Consider the following 19,871-nt stretch of genomic DNA (forward strand, 5'->3'; position numbering starts at 1 on the left):
ATTCAGGCGTGCGACATCACTTCGCGACGCTTTTCCGCTGCCCGATTGCTGCACCATCGCGCGCGGTTACCGAACGGCGATCGCCCATACCGAGACGAGCATCTTGTTGTCGACGCACAAGGCGTGACGCGGGCAGGGCCGCGCCGCGTCCCTGCGCGCGGTCAGGCGCCGGCCGCCGATTCCGGAAACACCGGCTCGCCGAGCGTCAGCATCAACCGGTTCGCCCACGCGAAGATCGCGATCGCGTGCGACAGGTCGAGAATCTCCTCATGCGTGAGCCCTTCGGCTTCGAGCGCGGCGATGTCGCTTTCGCCGATCGCGTCGGGCCGTTCGGTCAACGCGATCGCATAGCGGACGATCGCGCGTTCGCGCGCCGTCGTGCCGGCCGTCGCCGGATCGTCGAACACCTGTTCGATCGCATCGGTGCGTTTCGCGAGCTGCGCGAAGCGTTGCGCATGCACCGACGCGCAGTACACGCAGCCGTTCACGCGCGACACGGCCGTGCTGGCCAGTTCGCGTTCCGCGCGCGACAGGCCGCCGGGGCCGTACATGATCGCGTTGAACACGCCGGAGCGTTGCCGCAGGATCTCGGGCAGGTGCACGAGCAGCAGGTAATAGTCGGACGTCTTCGCTTGCGGATGGCTTGCTTCGAGCACCGCAAGCTGATCGGGCGTCGCGGCGTCGAGCGAGACCGTGTCGAGCCACGCGCGCCAGCCGAGCGTGTCGGATGTGAAGCCGTGAGCGCTCGTCGTCATGCGGCCTCCTTGCCGGCACGGGCCTGAAGCGCCTGCGCGGCAACGGCAACGCGCAACTGATAGGCGACGAACGCCACGAGCTGCGACAGCGCGACGATCGCGGGTGTCGTGAGTCCGGCCGACTTCAGCGCGTCAAGATCGGATGCGCGTGCATCGACAGGGGAGAGCGTCAGGCGCTTCGCGTGCGCGAGAAGCGCGCCGAGGCGTTGAGACAGTGCGTCGAATGCATCGGCATCCGCGTGTTCGATGTCGCGTGTCGTGCCGCCCGCGTCGAGCAGCCGGGCGCGATAGATGTCAGCCAGCGCGTGTGCATTCGACTTCCGCGCGACATACCGCGCCGCATGCAGCCGCTCGACCCGCGAAAGATCGGGCAATGCGGGATCGAACAGCGCGGCTTCGCTCAGCTGCGTATGCAGCAGCACCTTGTCGCGTGCGCGGCGCAGCGCGGCGACGGCATCGCCGTCGTGCAGTCCGGCCACCGCGTCGATCGTATCCGGCACGGCGTCCGGCGTGATGGAGTCAGTCATCGTTTCGGTTTTCCTTCTTCGTCGGTGTGATCGATGGCGTGCGTTCACGCATCGGCGTCGCGCCATTCGTCGCCTTGCAGCTCGGCATTCGCGTACGCAACGAGCGCGTCGTAATGGCGGTCCCGATCGGCATCGAACAGCCGGCTCGCAATGCCGCGCGCCAGCCGCTGCGCGCCCGCGCTGATCGCCGGGATGTCGCCGGACAGCTTGCCGTGGCTCAGGCTCGCCGCATGGTTGAAGCAATGGATGCGCGTGACGGCCGGACAGGCGCCGCGCTCGCGCTCCTGGAACGCGAACGCGGGGCCGAGATCGGGCGACTCGGCGAGCTCGTCGAGCCACAGCGCCGGTTCCGGCCGATAGCGATCCTTCCAGCGCCGCACGTGCGCGCCGAACGACGCGAATTCCGCGCGTGTCGTCCAGTCCGAATGAAAGCCGGTCGCGAAGATCAGGAAATCGACCGTGTAGCGGCCGCGCGGCGTCGTCACGTCGAGGCCGTCCGCATGGCCGGCGAGCGTCTCGATCGGGCTGCCCGCATGGAAATGCGCATGGTCGTGGCGCGAGACGCGCAGCACGCTGTCGCGCGGTGGCGGCGTCTGCGACGTGAGCGCGTAGTGCATGAAACGCCACTTCGTCGCATCGTCGAGATCGGCATAGCCATGCACGAGGCCCGGGCTGCCGATGCCGGTCAGCTTGTTGATGCGTGGAATGTCGGCGCGGCGGAAGAACAGGTCGACGCGGGCGGCGCCCGCTTCGAGCGCAGTGCCCGCGTTGTCGAACGCGGACGCGCCCGCGCCGACCACGCCGACACGCTTGCCGGCGAGCGCGGCGAAATCGATCGGCTCGGACGAATGGGCCCAGCGCGAGCGCGGCACGCGTTGCGCGACGGGCGGCACGTACGGGCCGCCGAGACCGTCGCGGCCGGTTGCGAGCACGACGTGCCGCGCGAGCAGCGTCTGCGCTTCGCCGTTGCCGCGCACGTCGAGCGCGAGCAGCCCGTCGTCGCGCGGGCGCAGCGCGACGAGCGTCGTGTCGTTGCGCACCTGCAGGTCAAGCACGCGCCGATACCAGCGCAGGTAGTCCATCCATTGCGGGCGCGGAATCTTGTAGAGCGCGTCCCACGCGTCGCGGCCGTATTGCGCTTCGAACCACGCGCGGAACGTCAGCGCGGGCAGCCCGAGCGCGGGGCCCGCAAGCTGCTTCGGCGAGCGCAGCGTCTCCATCCGCGCGAACGTGACCCACGGGCCTTCGTAGCCGGCCGGCGCGCGGTCGATCACGCACTGGTTGTCGATGCCGAGCAGGCGCAGTTCGGCGGAGGCCGCGAGCCCGGCCATGCCGCCGCCGACGATCGCCACGTCGAGCACGCGCACGCCGTCCGCTTCGCGCGGCGGCACCCACGACGGCGCGGGCAGGTCGAGCCAGCGCAGGTCCTGCGCGAGCCGTGCTTCGAGTGCGTCGAGCTGGGCCGTCATGCGGCCTCCGGGCGCGCGCGGCGCGCACGGGTCGGGCGAGGCGGTCGCGCGTTGCGGTCGGTGCGCAGCCGGTCGCCGCGCAGCAGCGCGTCGTGCGCGGCGGCGTCGTGAAAGATCACGTCGTCGAGCAGCGTGCGCGTCGTGCGATGCAGCGCGTCGAGCAGCGCATCGACGGCCGCCGTGCGCGCCTTGCCGGCCGGCGTTGCAACGCCGAACGCGAACGGGATGTCGACGTCGAGCGCGCGTGCGACGACACCCTCCACCGGCAACGCGACACCGGTCGCAGGATCGACGATGCCGATCCCGATGCCCGCGCGCGCTGCCATCACCGCATTCAGCGACGCATTGGTTTCGATGAATACGCGCGCATCGACCCGCGCGGCCGCGAACGCCGCGTCGATGCGCTGGCGCAGCCGGTGCCGGTTCGCGACCGTCACGATGCGGCGTCGCGCGAGGTCGCGCAGTGCGATACGCGGCTTCGCCGCGAGCGGATCGTCGGCCGGCAATACGGCGACACAGGGCGTCTGCGCGATCCAGTGCACGTCGAGCCCGGCATGCGCCATCGGCAGCGTGACGACGCCGACATCGGCCGTGCCGGCCAGCACCTCGTGCACGACATGCTCGGCCGATTCGCTGCGCAACTGGTAGTGCGGCGCGTGCGCATCGTCCGGCAGCGCGGCCAGCGCGGCCGGCACGAGCGTGGCCGCGAGCGACGGCGTCGCCGCGATGCGCACGGGTTCGGCGGTTTCATCGCCGAGCGCGCGGGCCCGCGCCTCGATCGCGCGCAGCCCGACCAGCGAGCGCTCGACTTCCTCGTACAGCAGGAACGCGCGGCGCGTCGGCGTGACGCGCGGGCCGTGCCGGTCGAACAGCGCGTAGCCGAGATCGGCTTCGAGTTCCTGGATCTGCCGCGTGACGGCCGGCTGCGAGCGGCCGAGCAGTTCGCCCGCGCCGGTCACGCTGCCGGCCGACATGACCGCGGAAAAGGCTTCGAGTTGATGCAGCTCCATGACGCGTTCCGATGATGCGATTTACGCATTGTAGGAGCGTGAGCATGCGCGATTCATATAATGATTTTTGCTATCGACAGCGGGAAAACTGCGAAGGGCATGACCGGCCCGGCGACCGGCGATGCGCGCATGCGCGCCGGTTGCGCGGGATGACGAGAACGAAACGCCAATCGAATCAACGCGATGCGATGCATGCCCGCATGTCGGTCGATGTGGCGGGTCGACACGATCGATCGCGAACGTCATCCGCTTCGCGCCGCATGCGATATCGATATGCACAAAACTTCGTTGGATCGTCCCGAACCCGATGGTTACATGCCCTCACTCTTTTCGACTGACTGAAGCTGGGGGACGCATGAACGTTTCGGGGAACGACGCACGCGGCGCATGGCGGCGTGTGCTGGGCACGGTGGCGGCGCTCGCCGCCGCATGGGGCTTGTCGACGAGCGGCGCGCTCGCGGCCGGCGTGTCGGGTGAGCCGGTGGTGATCGGCGTGAGCGGGCCGCTCACAGGCCAGGACGCGCAATACGGCGAGCAGTGGAAGCGCGGCTTCGATCTCGCGCTAGACGAGATCAACGGCAGCGGCGGCATTCATGGCCGGCCGCTCGCGGTCGACTTCCAGGACAGCCGCAGCGATCCGCGCCAGGCGGTGGCGATCGCGCAGAAGTTCGTCGCCGATCCGCGTATCGTGATCGAGCTCGGCGATTTCTCGAGCGCGACGTCGATGGCCGCGTCGCCGATCTACCAGCGTGGGCAACTAATCCAGTTCGGCTTCACGAATTCGCATCCGGATTTCACGAAGGGCGGCGATTATCTGTGGAGCACCGCGCTGAGCCAGGCCGAGGAACAGCCGCTGCTCGCGCGCTATGCGGTGAAGGAACTCGGCTTCAAGCGGATCGCGGTGCTGTACCTGAACACCGACTGGGGCCGCACCAGCAAGGACATCTTCGCGAAGGCGGTGACGGGGCTCGGCGCGCAGGTCGTCGCGGCCGAAGGCTACCAGCCGACGGAGAAGGATTTCCGCTCGACGCTCGTGCGCATCGGTGAGTCGAAGCCCGATTCGATCGTGCTGATCTCCTATTACGCGGACGGCGCGCAGATCGTGCGTCAGGCGCGCACATCGGGCGTGGCAGTGCCGATCGCGGCGGTCGGCTCCGTGTATTCGCCGAAATTCCTCGAACTGGGCGGCACGGCCGTCGAAGGCGTCTATACGGAATCGAACTTCTTCCCGGCCGAACCGCGCCCCGAGGTGCAGGCGTTCGTGCAGCGCTATCGCGCGAAATTCCACGCCGATCCCGATTCGTTCGTCGCGCGTGCTTACGATGCGCTGATCCTGTCGGCCGAGGTGCTGCGCCGCTACGGCACGACGCGCCAGGCCGCGCACGACGGCTTCGCGAAAGTGAGCGACGTGCCGAGCGTGATCTTCGGCAAGGTGCGCTTCGATCCGCAGACGCGCCGCGTCGCCGGCGCGCGCACGGTCTATCTGGTCGTGAAGCAGGGGCAGTGGGCGCTGTGGGACGGCGCGAAGCCGCAGCTCGCGGCGCGCTGAACCCGACATGAACCGCCTGCACCTGACGGACGCATCGTGATGGCTTACTGGCTCGACTACACGCTCAACGGCCTCATCGTCGGCAACATCTACGCGCTGCTCGCAGTCGGGCTCGCGCTGATCTTCGGCGTGTCGCACCTGATCAACTTCGCGCACGGCTCGGTCTACATGGTCGGCGCGTTCATCGGCTGGCTGTACCTGACGCGCTTCGGGCTGCCGCTGCCGGTCGCGCTCGCGGCGGTCGTGGTCGGCTGCGGCGCGCTCGGCATCGCGATCGAACGGATCGGCCTGCGGCCGCTGCGTCATGCCGCGCGCATCGCGCCGCTGCTCGCGACGATCGGCATCAGCTTCATCCTCGACCAGCTCGCGCAGCTCGCGTTCGGCGCGGACCCGCGGGCGGTGCCGACGCCGCTGCCCGACTGGCACGTGCGGATCGCCGGCGCGACGCTCGGCTCGCTCGACTTGCTGATCGCGGGCATCGGCATCGCGGCGGCCGCGCTGCTGTACGGCTTCCTGCGCTTCACGCGCCTCGGCTGGGCCGTGCGCGCCACCGCGCAGGATCGCGATGCGGCGCTGCAGATGGGTGTCGACGTCGATCGCGTGAACCAGACCGTGTTCGCGATCGCGTGCGCGCTCGGCGGCGTGAGCGGGTTGCTGGTCGGTATGTACTACAACAGCATCGATCCGGCGATGGGCTTCCAGGCGACGCTGAAAGGCGTCGTCGCGCTGCTGATCGGCGGGCTCGGCAACGTGCCGGGCGCGATCGCCGGCAGCCTGCTGCTCGGTCTCGTCGAAAGCTACGGCGTCGCGCTGTTCGGCACCAGCTATCGCGACCTGTTCGCGTTCGGGCTGCTGATCGTGTTCCTCGTGTGGCGGCCGAACGGCTTGTTCAGCGCGAATCGCGCGCTGCCGCCCGAGCCGATGACGGGCACTTTCCTCGCCGCCGCGAAAGCGGTGCGCGTGCCGCGCCCGCTGCTCGTCGCGCTGATCGCGGCGGCGGCCGTGCTGCCGTGGCTCGGTGCATCGCCTTACGTGCTGCAGACGCTGACCAACGCGTGGCTGTACGGGCTGCTCGCGCTGAGCCTCACGCTCGTCGCGGGCACGGTCGGGCAGATCTCGCTCGGCCACGCCGCACTGCTCGTGATCGGCGCGTATGCGTCGGCGCTGCTGTCGTCGGATCTCGGCTGGTCGCCGGCCGTGACGATCCCGTGCGCCGGTGCGATCACGGCCGTGCTCGGCACGCTGCTCGTCTATCCGGCGTTCCGGCTGCGGGGGCACTACGTGTCGATCGCGACGCTCGGCATCGGCGAAGTGGTGAGTCTCGTGATCCTGAACTGGGACGGCCTGACGCGCGGCCCGCTCGGCATCACCGGCATCGCGCCGCTGCCGTGGGCGACGACCGCGCGCGCCGCGTACTGGTTCACGTTCGCGGTGCTCGTCGTGTTCGCGCTCGTGCAGGTGCGGCTGCTGCGCTCGCATCTGGGTCGCACGCTGCGCGCGGTGCGCGAGGACGATGTGGCCGCGCGTGCGCACGGCATCGCGCCGAACCGCTACAAGGCGATCGCGTTCGCGGTCGGCGGCGTCGCGGCCGGTGTGAGCGGCGGCATCGCCGCGCATCTGTACAGCTACATCAATCACCAGACCTTCGATTCGCAGGTGTCGATCCTCGCGTTGACGATGGTGATCCTGGGCGGGCTCGGCAACGTGCTCGGCGGCATCGTCGGCGCGATCGCGCTGATCGGGCTGCCCGAACTGTTCCGCTGGGCGGCCGATTACCGGATGCTGATCTACGGCCTCGTGCTGCTGCTGCTCGTCCGGTTCCGGCCGCAGGGCCTGCTCGGCACGGTGTGAGGAGGAATGCGATGACCACCACTCGACCCCTGCTCGACGTACAGGGTTTGACGCGCCGCTTCGACGGCGTGACCGCGCTCGACGGCGCGAGCCTGACGCTGGCCGACGGCGAACTGCTGAGCGTGATCGGCCCGAACGGCGCGGGCAAGTCGACGCTGTTCAACCTGATCGCGGGCGCCGACCGGCCCGACGCCGGCCGCGTGACGTTCGACGGCCGCGACATCACCGGCACCGCGCCGGAACGGCTCGCGGCGCTCGGCATCGCACGCACGTTCCAGCACGGCCGCGTGTTCGGCAACCTGAGCGTGCTCGACAACGTGCTGATCGGCGCGCATGCGCGGCTGCGTGCGGCACGGCCGGGCTGGCCGGCGCTCGGCGCGGCCGCCGAAGTGCTGCGCGCGCTCGTGCGGCCCGCGTCGGTCCGGCGCGAGGAAGCCGCACTGCGCGAAGAGGCGCGCGCGATCGTCGCCGGGTTCGGCGAACGGCTCACGCCGCGCATCGATCATCCGGCGCACAGCCTGTCGTATGCGAACCGGCGGCGCGTGGAGATCGGCCGCGCGCTCGCGCTGCATCCGCGGCTGCTGTTGCTCGACGAGCCGACGGCTGGCATGAACGAGACGGAGACGGCCGAGATGCTGGAACTGATCCAGTCGCTGAAGGCAGGCGGCCTGACGATCCTGTTGATCGAGCACAAGCTCGAACTCGTGATGCGTGTGTCCGACCGCGTGATGGTGCTCGACAACGGCGTGAAGATCGCGGAAGGCGCGCCGCGCGACGTGCGGCACGATCCGCGCGTGATCGAAGCCTATCTCGGCCGCCGCCACGCGGGTGGCACACCGGCCGAGCGCACCGCGCAGGCGGCCGCATGACCGTGCAATCTTCCGTGACCTGATACGACCATGACCGACATGCTGCTGAAACTCGAACATCTCGACACGTTCTACGGACCGGTACAGGTGCACTTCGACGTGAACTTCGAGGTTGGCCGCGGGCAGATCGTCAGCCTGCTCGGCGGCAACGCGAGCGGCAAGTCGACGACGATGAAGCTGATCCTCGGGCTGATGCGGCCGAAGCGCGGCGTCGTGCGTTTCGACGGCGACGACGTGACCGCGCTCGCGACGCCGCAGCGCGTACGGCGCGGGATCGCGGCCGTGCCCGAGGCGCGGCGGCTGTTCGGCGACATGAGCGTGCGCGAGAATTTGCTGATGGGCGCGTACACGCGCGGCGCTCGTGCGGCGGTGGCCGAAGACTACGAACGCGTGCTCGACCTGTTTCCGCGTGTGCGCGAACGGCTCGCGCAGCGCGCGGGCACGCTGTCGGGCGGCGAGCAGCAGATGCTTGCGATGGCGCGTGCGCTGATGGCGCGGCCGAAACTGATCTGCATGGACGAGCCGACGATGGGGCTGTCGCCGCTCTACGTCGACAAGGTGCTGGAGCTGATCGACGCGATCAACAAGCAGGGCGTGACGGTGTTCATGGTCGAGCAGAACGCGAGCCTCGCGCTGGAGATCGCGCACTACGGGTACGTGCTGCAGACGGGGCGCGTCGTGCTCGAAGGGCCCGCGAAAACGCTGCTCGACGATGAGCGCGTGCGCGATGCGTATCTCGGTGGGGAGGCGGTGGCGGTGTAGGCTGCGCAAGCAGGTGCTGCCAAGCGCCGTGAAATGTGGAGTAGATTGGCGTTCTGTCGCGATCGACACCACGGAGAGCACTGCGCCATGTTGACCTATTCCATCCAGAAAGTCGGCTACGATTTCAATCAGCTCGATCAGCAGGGCGCAACCGACTACGCGTCGTTCGTTCACGTGTTCGATGCGTTCCCTTGGGCGGCCCAGCACGTCGAATGGAACGACACGCAGGACGGCCCGCTGCCGGCGCTCGTGCTGCAGCATGCGGACGATCAGCGCGAACTGTGGGTGACTGCGTTGACGGATGCGCATTCGGACGGTTTTCAGCTGAATGCGGTGTCCATGCGGATGAAGAAGGGCCTCTTCGGCATCGGCAAGGGCAAGCTGGAGCAGCACGTCGAGACGATCGACGTGAGAAAGCGCGTGGACGTCGATGCGTTGTGCCGGTTGTTCTGCGACCGCCAGTATGACGAACTGGATCAACGGGTGGCGCGGTATGCGCAGCGCAACGCCGACGACGATCGGGACAGCGACGACTGAACGCGTGTCGCCGCGGTGGCGTTCAATCGAGCCGTGCTTGCACCGGATCTGAGGTTGCTTAAGCGTCGCTTGCAGCGTGCGTCGCCGCCGCCCGCGGAAACGTCAGCACCACCGCGAACCCGCCTGCATCGGGAAACGCGAACCCCACGCGCCCGCCGTGCGCCTTCATCACTTCCTGCACGATCGCGAGCCCGAGGCCGGACCCCGTGCGTCGCTCACTGCCGTCCGGTGCGATCCGCACGAACGGCTGCAACGCCGCGTCCCAGTGCTCGCGCGGCATCCCGCGCCCGTTGTCGGTGACGGTCAGCGTCACCGCTTGATCCGCGTTGCCCATGGTCGCGACCGCCACGACGATGTCGTCCGCATGCCCATGCAGCAGCGCGTTGTGCAGCACGTTCGACAGTGCTTCCTGAAGACTGATCGCATCGCCGTCGATCCATGCGTGCGGCGCGTCGCTGGCGAACGCAACGGCCACGTCGCGTTCACCGGCGAGCGGAATCGTGCGGCCCAGGACCTCTTTCGCGAGCGCGACGAGGTCGACCGGTTGCAGCGGCACGGCCTCGGTGCGATGAATCACCATCGCGTGATTGAGCAACTGCCCGGTGAGCCGGCCGACGTCGGAAGAAGTCGTACGCAGTGCATCGAGCCGCGCCGCGTGACGCGCGGGATCGGATTCGCCGTCGAGCAGCTCGATCTGCGCGTCGAGCCGCGCAAGCGGCGTGCGCATCTGGTGCGCGGCGTCGGCGATGAAGCGCTGCATCGCGTTGATCCGCTCGGCGAGGCGGTGCATCAAGCCATTGATCGACCCGATGATCGCGTCGATCTCGCTCGGCGTATCGACGGCCACGGGCCGCAGGTCGGCCGGGTCGCGCGCGGCGATGATCGCGCCGATCTGCGCGAGCGGGCGCAGGCCGCGCCGGATCGCGAGGCCGCTCGCACCGATCGCGAGCACGCTCATCAGCAGGATCAGCGTCCACACCTTGAAGCTCATGTCGTTCGTCAGCTGCTGGCGCGCGTTGGTTGTCTGCGCAACCGTCACGAGCGCCCAGCCCGGCGTGCTTTCCTCGGGCATGTAGCGCGCGATCGTCGCGGTACGGACCCGATGCCCCTGATAGACGGCATTCGCGAACGCCGGGCCCTGCTTTGCGGCTGCGAGCGTCGCGGGGCTCGCGAGATCGTGGTAGCCGGCCACGACCACGCCGCGCGAATCGACCACCTTGTAGTAGACGAGGTCGTAGCGCGACAGCGTCGACAGCGCGGCCACCGGCGGGTTCAGCGCGAGCACGCCGCCTTGCACGTAGAGGTTTTCCGCGACCTGGATCGAGGCGCCGGCGAGCAACTGATCGTATGCGCGTTCGGCGGCGACGCCCGCGTAGTAGCGCGCGATCGCCGCGAGCGCGAGCGCGCCGGTCGCGACGACGAGCGCGATGAACAGCAGCGTGCGGCCGAACAGCGTCTTCGGGAACCAGTCAATGCGCGGCAATCTGATACCCCATTCCGCGGGCGGTGCGGATCTCGACCGAGCTGCCCTGCAGCTTCTTGCGCACGCGCGTCACGTATTGCTCGACAGCGTTCGCGGTCGGCTCGTTGCCGAAGCTGAACAACTGGTTCAGCAGTTCTTCCTTCGAGAAGATGCGCTGCGGGCGGCTCGCGAGGATTTCGAGCAGCGCGAATTCCTGGCGCGACAGCGACAGCGGCTGGCCGTCGAGTTCCGCGAGGCGGCTGCTGCGGTCGATCACGAGGCCGCCCAGCGTCAGCACGTCGTTCGCGTGGCCGCTGTTGCGGCGCAGCAGCGCCTGCACGCGCGCGTCGAGTTCGCGGTAGTCGAACGGCTTCACGAGGTAGTCGTCGGCGCCGAGGCCGAGGCCGCTCACGCGGTCGTCGATCGCCGAGCGGGCGGTGACGAGCAGCACGGGCGTCGTGCTGCCCGACGCGCGCAGGTGGCGCAGTACCGTGAAGCCATCCATGCCGGGCAGGTTCGCATCGAGCACGACGAGATCGAAGCGCTCGACGCGCAGCAGCCCGTTCGCGGTCGCGCCATCGGTTTCGAGATCGACGGCGTGGCCGAGCCGGGCCAGCCGGCTGCGGATCGCCGCGCCGATTTCGGCATCGTCCTCCACGACGAGAATGCGCATGGTGCCGTTTGAAGGTAGGTGAATTAGGGGTTTTCCCGGGGCCGGGATGTCAGCATTTTCTCAGACTCGGCCGATAACCTGTGTCGAGCCGGAAGCAGGATGCAAGGACGGCATTAATACCAGAAATATTCAAGGAGACGGCAACATGCAGCATGTCACGGGCACGACGAACGCGCGCCGCGGCGCCACGCCGGCCCGCGCGTGGCTGCCGGCCGTCAGCCGCACGGCGGCACGCGCATGACGACGTCGCCCCGCCGCCGCGCGCTGATCGCAGCCGGGCTCGGCGTGCTGGGCGGGCTCGGGGCGCCGGCGCTGGTGCGCGCGAAGCCGCGCACGGTGCGGATCTCAAAAGGCTATGGCGTGCTGTACCTGCCGCTGCTCGTGATGGAGAAGCAGCGGCTGTTCGAGCGGCACGCGGCGCGCCACGGCGTGCGCGACGTCGCGGTCGAATGGGTGCTGCTCGATGGCGGCAATTCCGTCAACGACGCGATGATGGCCGGCACGCTCGATTTCGCGGGCGCCGGCGCGCCGGGTTTCATCGAGCTGTGGGCGCGGGCGCGCGGCATTCCGAACGTCGAGGTGATCGGCATCAGCGGGCTGTCGACCACGTCGCTGTCGCTGAACGCGAACCGTGCGGGCCTCGCGTCGCTGCGCGACTTCACGCCGTCCGACCGGATCGCGGTGCCGGGCATCCGCACGTCGCTGTCGGCGGTCGTGCTGCAGATGGTCGCGAGCCGGCAGCTCGGCCCGACGCATTTCGCGCAGCTCGATTCGATCACCGTGAACCTGCCGCATCCGCAGGCGATGCAGGCGCTGATCCGCCGCGAGAACGGCGTGACCGCGCACTTCACGTCGCCGCCGTTCTCGACGCTCGAATTGCGGCAGCCGGGCATTCGTCGCGTGGTGAGCTCGGTCGACGTGCTCGGCCCCATGACGCTCGACGTCGTGTTCGCGCCGAAGCGGCTCGTCGATGCGGAGCCGGCGCTCGCCGTCGCGTTTCTCGGCGCGCTCGACGAAGCGAACCGCCTGATCGCGCAGGACCCGCGTGCGGCGGCGGCGCTCTATGCGGCGTCGTCGGGCGTCGGCGTGTCGCACGACGACGTGATGCGGATGCTCGCCGCGCCCGACACGCGCTTCTCCGTGCTGCCGAACCAGCTGATGGACTACGTCGAATTCCTGTATCTCGCCGGCACGATCAAGGCGAAGCCGCGCGCGTGGCACGAGATGTTCGCGCCGATGCTCGACGACTACCGGTCGGGTTGAGCCACGCCCGTCGCGATCCGATTCCATTCATCGAAACACCTCGCGCGGGCGCGTTCGTCACGCGCGGCACCGATTCAACTGATTCAACCGATTCAACCGATTCACCCAAGGAGCCTGAAGTGAACGCTACCGACACCCTGGACCCCGCGTCCGCCGAAGAACAGCGCATCATGTCGAAGATGGCGCGGCGCCTGCTGCCCATCCTCGTCGTGATGTTCCTGATCGCGTTCATCGACCGGCAGAACGTCGGTTTCGCGAAACTGCAGATGGTGCACAGCCTCGGCATGACGGAAGCCGCGTTCGGGCTCGCGTCGTCGCTCTTCTTCATCGGCTACCTGCTGTTCGAGGTGCCGAGCACGCTCGCGCTGCATCGCTACGGCGCGCGCGTGTGGCTCGCGCGGATCATGCTGACGTGGGGGCTCATCACGGTGCTGATGGGCTTCACGACGTCGATGCCGGCGTTCTGCTCGCTGCGTTTCGTGCTCGGCATCGCCGAGGCCGGCTTCTATCCGGGCGTGATCTATTACCTGACGTTGTGGTTTCCGCAGAGCTACCGCGCGAAGGTGCTCGGCATCTTCACGCTCGGCAGCGCGCTCGCGAACATGCTCGGCTCGCTGGTCGGCGGCGTGCTGCTGAGCCTGAACGGCGTATGGGGGCTGGCGGGCTGGCAGTGGGTGTTCGTCGCGACGGGCATTCCGGCCGTGGTCGTCGCGATCGTCGTGTTCCGAGTGCTGCCCGCATCGTTTCGCGAAGCGCGGTTCCTCGACGAGCGCGAGAAGCAGATCGTCGCGGCCGCGCTGGAGCGCGAGAAGCCGGCGCAGGCCGAGCACGGCCAGCCGTGGAAGGCGCTGCTCGATCCGCGCGTGATGCTGTTCGCGGCGACCTACATGCTGATGTCGACGTCGCTGTACGGCGTCACGTACTGGCTGCCGACGATCGTGAAATCGTTCGGCGTGTCGAGCACGACGAACGGCTTCCTGAGCATGCTGCCGTGGGCGCTCGCGGTGGTGCTGCTGGTGTGGCTGCCGTCGAAGCTGCGCCGCGCGAAGAGCATCCTGCGCACGATCGCGATCGTCGCGGCGCTCGGCGCGCTCGGTTTTCTGCTGAGCCTCGTGCTGCCGTCGACGCCGCTGCGCTTCATCGCGCTCGTGCTCGGCGGCGCGTGCATCCCGCTGCTGTATCCGTGCTTCTGGTCGATGCCGCCGCGTTACTTCACCGGCGCGCGGGCGGCCGCGAGCGTCGCGGCGATCAACTCGATCGGCAACCTCGGCGGCTTCTTCAGCCAGAACCTGATGCCGTTCGCGGGCAAGGTGACGGGCACCGCGTTCGGGCCGATGATCGTGCCGATCGTGTGCCTCGCGCTGCTCGGCGTCGGCGCGCTGGTCGCGTGGACGCGTTCGGAGCGGGGGATGGTGGCGGCGCGGGCGTGAGGGCGCGTGTCGCTATCGCAGCGGCGGCCGGTTTCCGATGATCCTGAAACCGGGCGACGCATGACGGTTCGACGGCAAGTACCCGAGCGCGCTACCATGCGGTGCACATGCGACGAATGGAGCGGGCAATGAAGAAAGTGACGACGATGAATATGTCTCGTGACGGCGGTCAGCGCCGCCGCACGCAGTGCGAGTTCGTCGCACGCGGGCTGGCATCGCGTGACGAGGCGCGGCGGACCGGCGAATATATCGATGCGGATAACGTCCGCGCGGAACTGGAGCGGATGCTGAAAGCGGCGCGCTCGACGAAGGCGGCTGACTGAGCCATCGTTGTTCGGCACCTGTCGTCGCCTTCGCGACCTATCTCCGCGAATCCCCGTCCACGCCATGCGCGACCGCCACAGGCGCCCGCGCCCGCGGAATCTCCACCTCGACCGTCGTGCCTTCGCCGAGCGTCGTCGCGATCCGCAGCGTGCCGCCGACCAGATACGCACGCTCGCGTAATCCCACCAGCCCGAACGACGCCGACTTGCGTGGCACTGCGGGATCGAATCCCGCGCCGTCGTCGCGTATCGTCAGCGCGATCGCTTCGCCGCCGCACACGAGTTCGACGTCCGCATGCGACGCGGCCGCGTGCCGGGCGACATTCGCGAGCGCTTCCTGCGCGATGCGGAACACGGCCGTCGCATACGGCTCGTCGAGTTGAAGCTCCGGTGGCTCGACGCGCAGCGAACAGGCAATCCCGTGACGGTGCCGAAAATCCTCCACGAGCCATTGCATCGCGGCCGCGAAGCCGAGATCGTCGAGCATCAGCGGGCGCAGGTCCGACGCGATGCGGCGGGTCGCGGCCACCGCGCCGCGCGCGAGCGCATGCATCGCCGCGATCTTGCGTGCCAGCGATGCGTCGTCCTGCGGCACGTGGTCGATCAGCCATTCGAGATCGTTCTTCAGCGTCGCGAGCGTCTGTGCCAGTTCGTCGTGCAGCTCGCGCGCGATGCGGCGCTGCTCGGCTTCGCGTGCGCTGGCGCTGATCGCGGCGATCTCGCGCAGTTCCTCGCGCGAGGCCTGTAGCGCCCGCTCCGCGCGTACGCGCTCCTCGACTTCGCGCCGCAGGTCGCGGTTCGACGCGCTCAGTTGCGCGGTGCGCGCGGCGACGCGCTGTTCGAGCCGTTCGTTCGCATCGTTCAACTGCGCGCTTTTCTGCACGACGAGCAGATGCTGGTAGCGTGCGCCGGCCAGCGCGCGCACCGTCTGCGCATGCAGCCGGCCGTTCTCGAACAGCATCGCGAACAGCACGACGCCCGACGCGACGAGACCGTACGCGCGCCCCGCATAGAAGCCGAGATCGAAGCGGCCGTGATTCAGCATCGACGACAGCGCGATGTCGAACAGCCACGCGACGAGCACCGTCATCACCCACAGGTCGAGCACCGAATGGCGGCGCCGCTGCCGCCACATCAGCATCAGCGCGACGAGGTTCAAGCCCCAGACGACCGTGATGGCTTTCGACATCGTCGCGGTCATCCGGTTGCCGCTCATGATCCGCGGCAGCAGGTCGTGGCCGGCGGTCGCGAGCAGCGCGAGCGCGACCGTCGCGCCGCCGGCGGCCGCGATGCAGAGGACGACCGGAATCGCCGCGCGCCGCTGCGGAGCCGGGACCGGGCGCCCGCGTGACGTCGCGCGCAGCAGCGCGTACGCGGCGACCGACAACGGAAAGCCGCCATGCCAGAACAGGTACAGCCATGCGGTGGTCTGTTCGCCGGCGCCGAGCAGGCCGGTCGGCGTGAACAGCCCGGGGAAGGTCAGCATGTGCGTGCCGGCCATGAATGCCGTGAACAGGTAGCCGCCCGCCAGCACGAGCAGCGGCTTCTCGCGCAGGATCGCGTACTGGCCGAGCAGCAGGCCGGCCGTCACCATGTCGTTGACGACGATCGCCGACTGGTACACGGGAATGAACGCCCCGCCCGGCGCGAGCGGCATGGCCGCGAACGGCGCGAGCGCGGCGAAGATCACGGCCGATACGAGTACCGTCGCGAGCGCGAGCCGCCGCTCGCGACGGCCCGGCGGCAGCGACGACATGAACAGGCGCGACGTGTCCGGATCGTCGTCGTCCGGCGGTGGCGCGGGCGGGAAGCGGAATGCGGCCGTCATGCGTCGTCGTCGCCGAGGTCGAGATCGTGGCGCACCGTGTAGCGGACCAGTGCGGCTTCGTGCGGCAGCCCCATTTTCTCGAGGATGCGCGTCTTGTACGTGCTGACCGTCTTCGCGCTCAGCGCGAGTTCGGACGCGATTCGCGTGACGGTCTGACCCGCGACGATGCGGCGCATCACGTCGAACTCGCGCGCCGACAGCCGTTCGTGCGGCAGCGCCTGAGCCGGCGCGCGCAGCGTGTGAGCGAGGCTTTCGGCCGCGGACGGGCTCACGTAGACGCCGCCCGCCGCCACCTTGCCGACGGCTTCGACGAGCTCGGCCGTCGCACTGTCCTTCGTCAGGTAGCCGGTGGCGCCGGCCTTGAACGCGCGTGCCGCGTACTGGCTTTCCGCGTGCATCGTCAGCACCAGCGTGCGCAGCGACGGCGCCTGGCGCTTGACCAGCCGGATCAGCTCGATGCCGGTCGGCGCGGGCATCGACAGGTCGAGCAGCAGCACGTCGGCGGCCGCGCGCTCGGCCAGCGCGAGCGTGCCCGAGCCGTCGCTCGCTTCGCCGACGATCTCGAAACCGCCGGCCCGCTCCAGGATGTGACGCAGTCCGTCCCGCATGACTGCGTGATCGTCAGCCAGAATTACCCTGATCATCTTCCAGCGATCCTCTTCGGGATGACGCCGCGCATTGCTGTCGTTGCTGTCCGGGTGTCGCCGCGGCTGTTCTTCTGACCAATATATGCGCCCGAACCCGAAAACGGTACTCGTTCGTGAAATTTTCGGGAGGGTTGATCGCGGAATGTGCACTGAAACGAAATAATCGGCAGGAAAGGGTACGGTGCAGTGCGCAGGTGGTTCAGGGTATTCCCGGGCGCCGTTGCCGCCGCCGCGAGCCGGAGCGGCCTCCCCGGCACCGCGCCACGAACCGTTCGGATTCGGGACTAAACTGGTGCCCGATGCCACCACTCGAACCAGGAGCCCTGCAATGATCGACCTTGCCGATATCCTGCCGTCCGCACTGCCCGCCGCGGTCGCCTGGGCCGAAGCGGAGGCCGCGCGCGGGCTCGCGCAGGGCGCGCCGCTGACGCCGGCGCAAGCCGACGACGCGCGCACGGTGGGCGTCGCGCAGCCGGACCGGATTCGCGTGATGGCGGTCGACCGCATGCCGTTTCCCGACACGCCAACGCTGGCCGCGATCGCCCGCGACTCCGGGCTGCTGGCGCCCGGGACGATCGGCCTCACGCTCGGTCATGCCGTGTACGTGCTGCGCGGGCACGACACGCGCCGCCTGCTGACCCACGAATTCAGACATGTCCATCAATACGAGGCGGCGGGCTCGATCGGCGCGTTTCTTGCGCGCTATCTACGGGAGATCGCGACGGTCGGCTATCACGACGCGCCGCTCGAGGCCGACGCGCGGCAGCACGAGTTCGACTGACCCCGCCTGCTGACCTCCGACGCCGGCGCGAGTGTGCGCATGTCGCGATGAACGTATCCAATGCCCTTGCCGGCCCGGTAGTCGCGCACCGGGCCGCATCGTCCGGGAGGGTGCAATGAGCGACACGATCCATGCGTGGATCGGCGCGATCGGCGCGCATCCGCTGCTCGTGCTGGCGATCGTGTTCGTGGCCGCGTGCGCCGAGGCGATCGCGCTGGTCGGCACGATCGTGCCGGCCGGCGCCGTGATGTTCGCGGCCGGTGCGCTGATCGGCGCGGGCGCGCTCGACGCATGGGCGACGATCGGCGTCGCGGCCGTCGGCGCGGTGATCGGCGACGGGATCAGCTACGAACTCGGGCGACGTTACCGCGGGATGATCCGCAACGCGTGGGCGCGCTTCGGCTATGCGACCGCCTACGCGCGCGGCGAGGAATTCGTGCTGCGTCACGGCATGAAGAGCATCGTGCTCGCGCGCTTTCTCGCGCCGGTGCGGGCGGTCGTGCCGGTCGTCGTCGGCTGCGCGACGCTGCCGCGCCGGTCGTTCTATCCGGTCAACGTGGTGTCGGCGCTCGTATGGGCGCCCGTGCACGTCGCGCCCGGCATCCTGTTCGGCGCGTCGGCCGCGCTGGCCGCGGCGATCAGCGTGCGGGTCGCCGCGATCCTGCTGGTCGTGGCCGCGCTGGTCGCGCTCGTGTGGATCGGCGTGCGCGTCGCGCTGCGGCGCGGCTGGCCGTTGCTGCGCCGCGCGCTCGTCGAAACCGTGCATGCATGCGCGCGCCGCTGGCCGCGATTCGGCGCGCGGCTGCACGACGGGATCGCGTACCTGCGCGGGTTGCCCGGCGCGGTGCCCGTGCTCGCGCTGCTGTTCATCGGCTGCATATGGCTGTTCGCGGGGATCGTGCAGGACGTCGTCGCGAACGATCCGCTGATGCATGCGGACATTGCGCTGTATGCGTTCCTGCAGAACCTGCGCACGCCACCCGGCGACGCCGTGATGAGCGCGCTCGCCGTGCTGCATGGGCACGACACGGGGTTGATCGTCGCGGCCGCGTTCCTCGTGTGGCTGATGATCCATCGCTGCTGGCTGACGGCTGCCTGGTGGCTCGCGACGATCGGCGTCGCCTTCATGCTTGTGCCGGTGTTCGGTGCGGGCGCGCCCGGCGCGACGCCCGCGAGCCTGCCGCCGGGCACGCTGCACGTGCCGCTGCCGGACGGCGACGCCGCCTTCGCGATCCTCGCGAGCAGCGGCCTTGGCTGGGTGCTGGCGCGCGACCGGCCCGCGCGGTGGCGCATTCCGGTCGTGACGGCGGTCGTGCTGTGGATCGTGCTCGGCGGCTTCGCGCGGCTGTACGTCGGCGATACCTGGTTGTCGGGTTTGCTGGGCGGATGGAGCCTCGGGCTCGCATGGTTCGCGTTGCTCGCCGGCGCCTATGCGTACTGGCGTGTGCGCGAGCACGTGCAGCCCAGAGGCGCGCTCGTCGCGGTCGTCGTCGTGCTCGCGACGGCCGGCGTATGGACGGTTCCCGCGCAGTGGCAGCTCGATCGCGCGGCGCGTCCGCATGTCGGCGACGTGGTCGCGATGACCGTCGACCAGTGGCTGCGCGGTGGGTGGCAGCGGGTGCCGACGCGGCGCACCGAGATCGGCGGCGACCGCGAGGAATTTCTGCCGCTGCAATGGAGCGCGACGTCGGACACGCTCGATCGTCATCTCGCGCAGGCCGGCTGGCAGCGCGCGACGCCGTGGACGCCGGCCACCGCGCTGCGCTGGCTGTTGCCGCAGGCGCCGGCCGATACGCTGCCCGTGCTGCCGCGCTATACACATGGGGAAAGCACGCGGCGTGTGTTCGTTCGCGTCGATCCGGCCCACCCGGAAAGCCGCTTCGTGCTGCGGTTGTGGCGCTATCCGTACGTGTTGCAGGATGCGCTCGGCATGCGGCCGCTGTGGTACGGCGCGCTGTATCGCGAGACGCTGCGCCGGCCGGCGCGGCTGATGACGTTCGTGCGCTCGACGACGATCGACGATGCGGCGGCGATCGCCCACGCGCTGGCGGTCGAGCCGACGATCGCGCATCGGCCGGCGGGGATGACGGCCGCGCCGGACGCGATGCTGCTCGTGTGGATGGTTCAGCCGTGAG

Annotated in this window: 17 protein-coding genes and 1 pseudogene; 10 read left to right on the forward strand and 8 right to left on the reverse strand. The window is 69.2% G+C overall.

Annotated elements, in window-relative coordinates:
• Nucleotides 1-161: 161 nt before the first annotated feature.
• The 4 genes from HWX07_RS16080 to HWX07_RS16095 are packed head-to-tail and all read right to left on the reverse strand — an operon-like array spanning nt 162 to nt 3,761.
• Nucleotides 162-755: a peroxidase-related enzyme gene (locus HWX07_RS16080; protein ID WP_175808231.1), complete on the reverse strand. Its 594-nt coding sequence runs from the start codon at nt 753-755 to the stop codon at nt 162-164.
• On the reverse strand, nt 752-1,282 hold the full coding sequence (locus tag HWX07_RS16085; RefSeq protein ID WP_175876896.1) for a hypothetical protein: 531 nt from the start codon (nt 1,280-1,282) through the stop codon (nt 752-754). Before HWX07_RS16085 ends, HWX07_RS16080 begins: the two co-directional genes overlap by 4 nt.
• Nucleotides 1,283-1,326: 44 nt before the next feature.
• Nucleotides 1,327-2,751, reverse strand: coding sequence for an NAD(P)/FAD-dependent oxidoreductase (locus HWX07_RS16090; RefSeq protein WP_175876897.1), 1,425 nt, complete (start codon nt 2,749-2,751; stop codon nt 1,327-1,329).
• Nucleotides 2,748-3,761, reverse strand: a complete 1,014-nt coding sequence (locus tag HWX07_RS16095) for a LysR family transcriptional regulator (protein WP_175876898.1) — start codon at nt 3,759-3,761, stop codon at nt 2,748-2,750. Before HWX07_RS16095 ends, HWX07_RS16090 begins: the two co-directional genes overlap by 4 nt.
• A gap of 355 nt (nt 3,762-4,116) precedes the next feature.
• Here HWX07_RS16095 and HWX07_RS16100 point away from each other — a divergent pair, with 355 nt between their 5' ends.
• The 5 genes from HWX07_RS16100 (at nt 4,117) to HWX07_RS16120 (ending at nt 9,329) form a co-directional block, all read left to right on the forward strand.
• Entirely contained in the window at nt 4,117-5,310 is a 1,194-nt protein-coding gene (locus HWX07_RS16100) for an ABC transporter substrate-binding protein (RefSeq protein ID WP_175876899.1), read from the forward strand.
• A gap of 39 nt (nt 5,311-5,349) precedes the next feature.
• Nucleotides 5,350-7,161 (forward strand): ABC transporter permease, encoded by a 1,812-nt coding sequence (locus HWX07_RS16105; protein WP_175876900.1) that lies wholly within the window; start codon nt 5,350-5,352, stop codon nt 7,159-7,161.
• Nucleotides 7,162-7,172: 11 nt separating this feature from the next.
• Nucleotides 7,173-8,030: an ABC transporter ATP-binding protein gene (locus HWX07_RS16110; protein ID WP_175876901.1), complete on the forward strand. Its 858-nt coding sequence runs from the start codon at nt 7,173-7,175 to the stop codon at nt 8,028-8,030.
• A 30-nt stretch (nt 8,031-8,060) separates the two neighbouring features.
• Nucleotides 8,061-8,792, forward strand: a complete 732-nt coding sequence (locus HWX07_RS16115) for an ABC transporter ATP-binding protein (protein ID WP_175876902.1) — start codon at nt 8,061-8,063, stop codon at nt 8,790-8,792.
• An 87-nt stretch (nt 8,793-8,879) separates the two neighbouring features.
• Nucleotides 8,880-9,329, forward strand: coding sequence for a hypothetical protein (locus HWX07_RS16120; RefSeq protein ID WP_175876903.1), 450 nt, complete (start codon nt 8,880-8,882; stop codon nt 9,327-9,329).
• Between the two features lie 58 nt (nt 9,330-9,387).
• Here HWX07_RS16120 and HWX07_RS16125 read toward each other — a convergent pair whose 3' ends face one another.
• Together HWX07_RS16125 and HWX07_RS16130 are read right to left on the reverse strand one after the other, a co-directional pair.
• Entirely contained in the window at nt 9,388-10,812 is a 1,425-nt protein-coding gene (locus HWX07_RS16125) for a sensor histidine kinase (RefSeq protein ID WP_175876904.1), read from the reverse strand.
• Nucleotides 10,799-11,464 (reverse strand): response regulator transcription factor, encoded by a 666-nt coding sequence (locus HWX07_RS16130; protein ID WP_006479706.1) that lies wholly within the window; start codon nt 11,462-11,464, stop codon nt 10,799-10,801. Before HWX07_RS16130 ends, HWX07_RS16125 begins: the two co-directional genes overlap by 14 nt.
• A gap of 237 nt (nt 11,465-11,701) precedes the next feature.
• On the opposite strand from HWX07_RS16130, the gene HWX07_RS16135 reads away from it, so the two are divergent.
• From HWX07_RS16135 to HWX07_RS16145, 3 genes and pseudogenes are all read left to right on the forward strand, one after another.
• Nucleotides 11,702-12,727, forward strand: a complete 1,026-nt coding sequence (locus HWX07_RS16135) for an ABC transporter substrate-binding protein (protein ID WP_175876905.1) — start codon at nt 11,702-11,704, stop codon at nt 12,725-12,727.
• A 119-nt stretch (nt 12,728-12,846) separates the two neighbouring features.
• Nucleotides 12,847-14,157, forward strand: coding sequence for an MFS transporter (locus HWX07_RS16140; protein ID WP_175683301.1), 1,311 nt, complete (start codon nt 12,847-12,849; stop codon nt 14,155-14,157).
• A 158-nt stretch (nt 14,158-14,315) separates the two neighbouring features.
• Nucleotides 14,316-14,480, forward strand: a pseudogene (locus HWX07_RS16145) (prevent-host-death protein); the annotation flags it as partial.
• A gap of 37 nt (nt 14,481-14,517) precedes the next feature.
• Here HWX07_RS16145 and HWX07_RS16150 read toward each other — a convergent pair.
• Together HWX07_RS16150 and HWX07_RS16155 are read right to left on the reverse strand one after the other, a co-directional pair.
• The gene (locus tag HWX07_RS16150; protein ID WP_175876906.1) at nt 14,518-16,308 is read right to left on the reverse strand and encodes a sensor histidine kinase; all 1,791 of its coding nucleotides are present in this window, start codon (nt 16,306-16,308) and stop codon (nt 14,518-14,520) included.
• Nucleotides 16,305-16,952, reverse strand: a complete 648-nt coding sequence (locus tag HWX07_RS16155) for a response regulator transcription factor (protein WP_175876907.1) — start codon at nt 16,950-16,952, stop codon at nt 16,305-16,307. The genes HWX07_RS16150 and HWX07_RS16155 overlap by 4 nt, the downstream gene beginning before the upstream one ends.
• A 331-nt stretch (nt 16,953-17,283) precedes the next feature.
• Between HWX07_RS16155 and HWX07_RS16160 the strand changes: the two genes are divergently transcribed.
• Nucleotides 17,284-17,736 (forward strand): hypothetical protein, encoded by a 453-nt coding sequence (locus HWX07_RS16160; RefSeq protein ID WP_011694632.1) that lies wholly within the window; start codon nt 17,284-17,286, stop codon nt 17,734-17,736.
• A 115-nt stretch (nt 17,737-17,851) separates the two neighbouring features.
• Complete coding sequence (locus HWX07_RS16165) at nt 17,852-19,870, forward strand: LssY C-terminal domain-containing protein (protein WP_175876908.1); 2,019 nt, start codon at nt 17,852-17,854, stop codon at nt 19,868-19,870.
• Nucleotide 19,871 lies beyond the last annotated feature (1 nt).

The sequence above is a fragment of the Burkholderia sp. BCC0097 genome (assembly GCF_902832985.1).
Lineage (GTDB): Bacteria > Pseudomonadota > Gammaproteobacteria > Burkholderiales > Burkholderiaceae > Burkholderia > Burkholderia orbicola.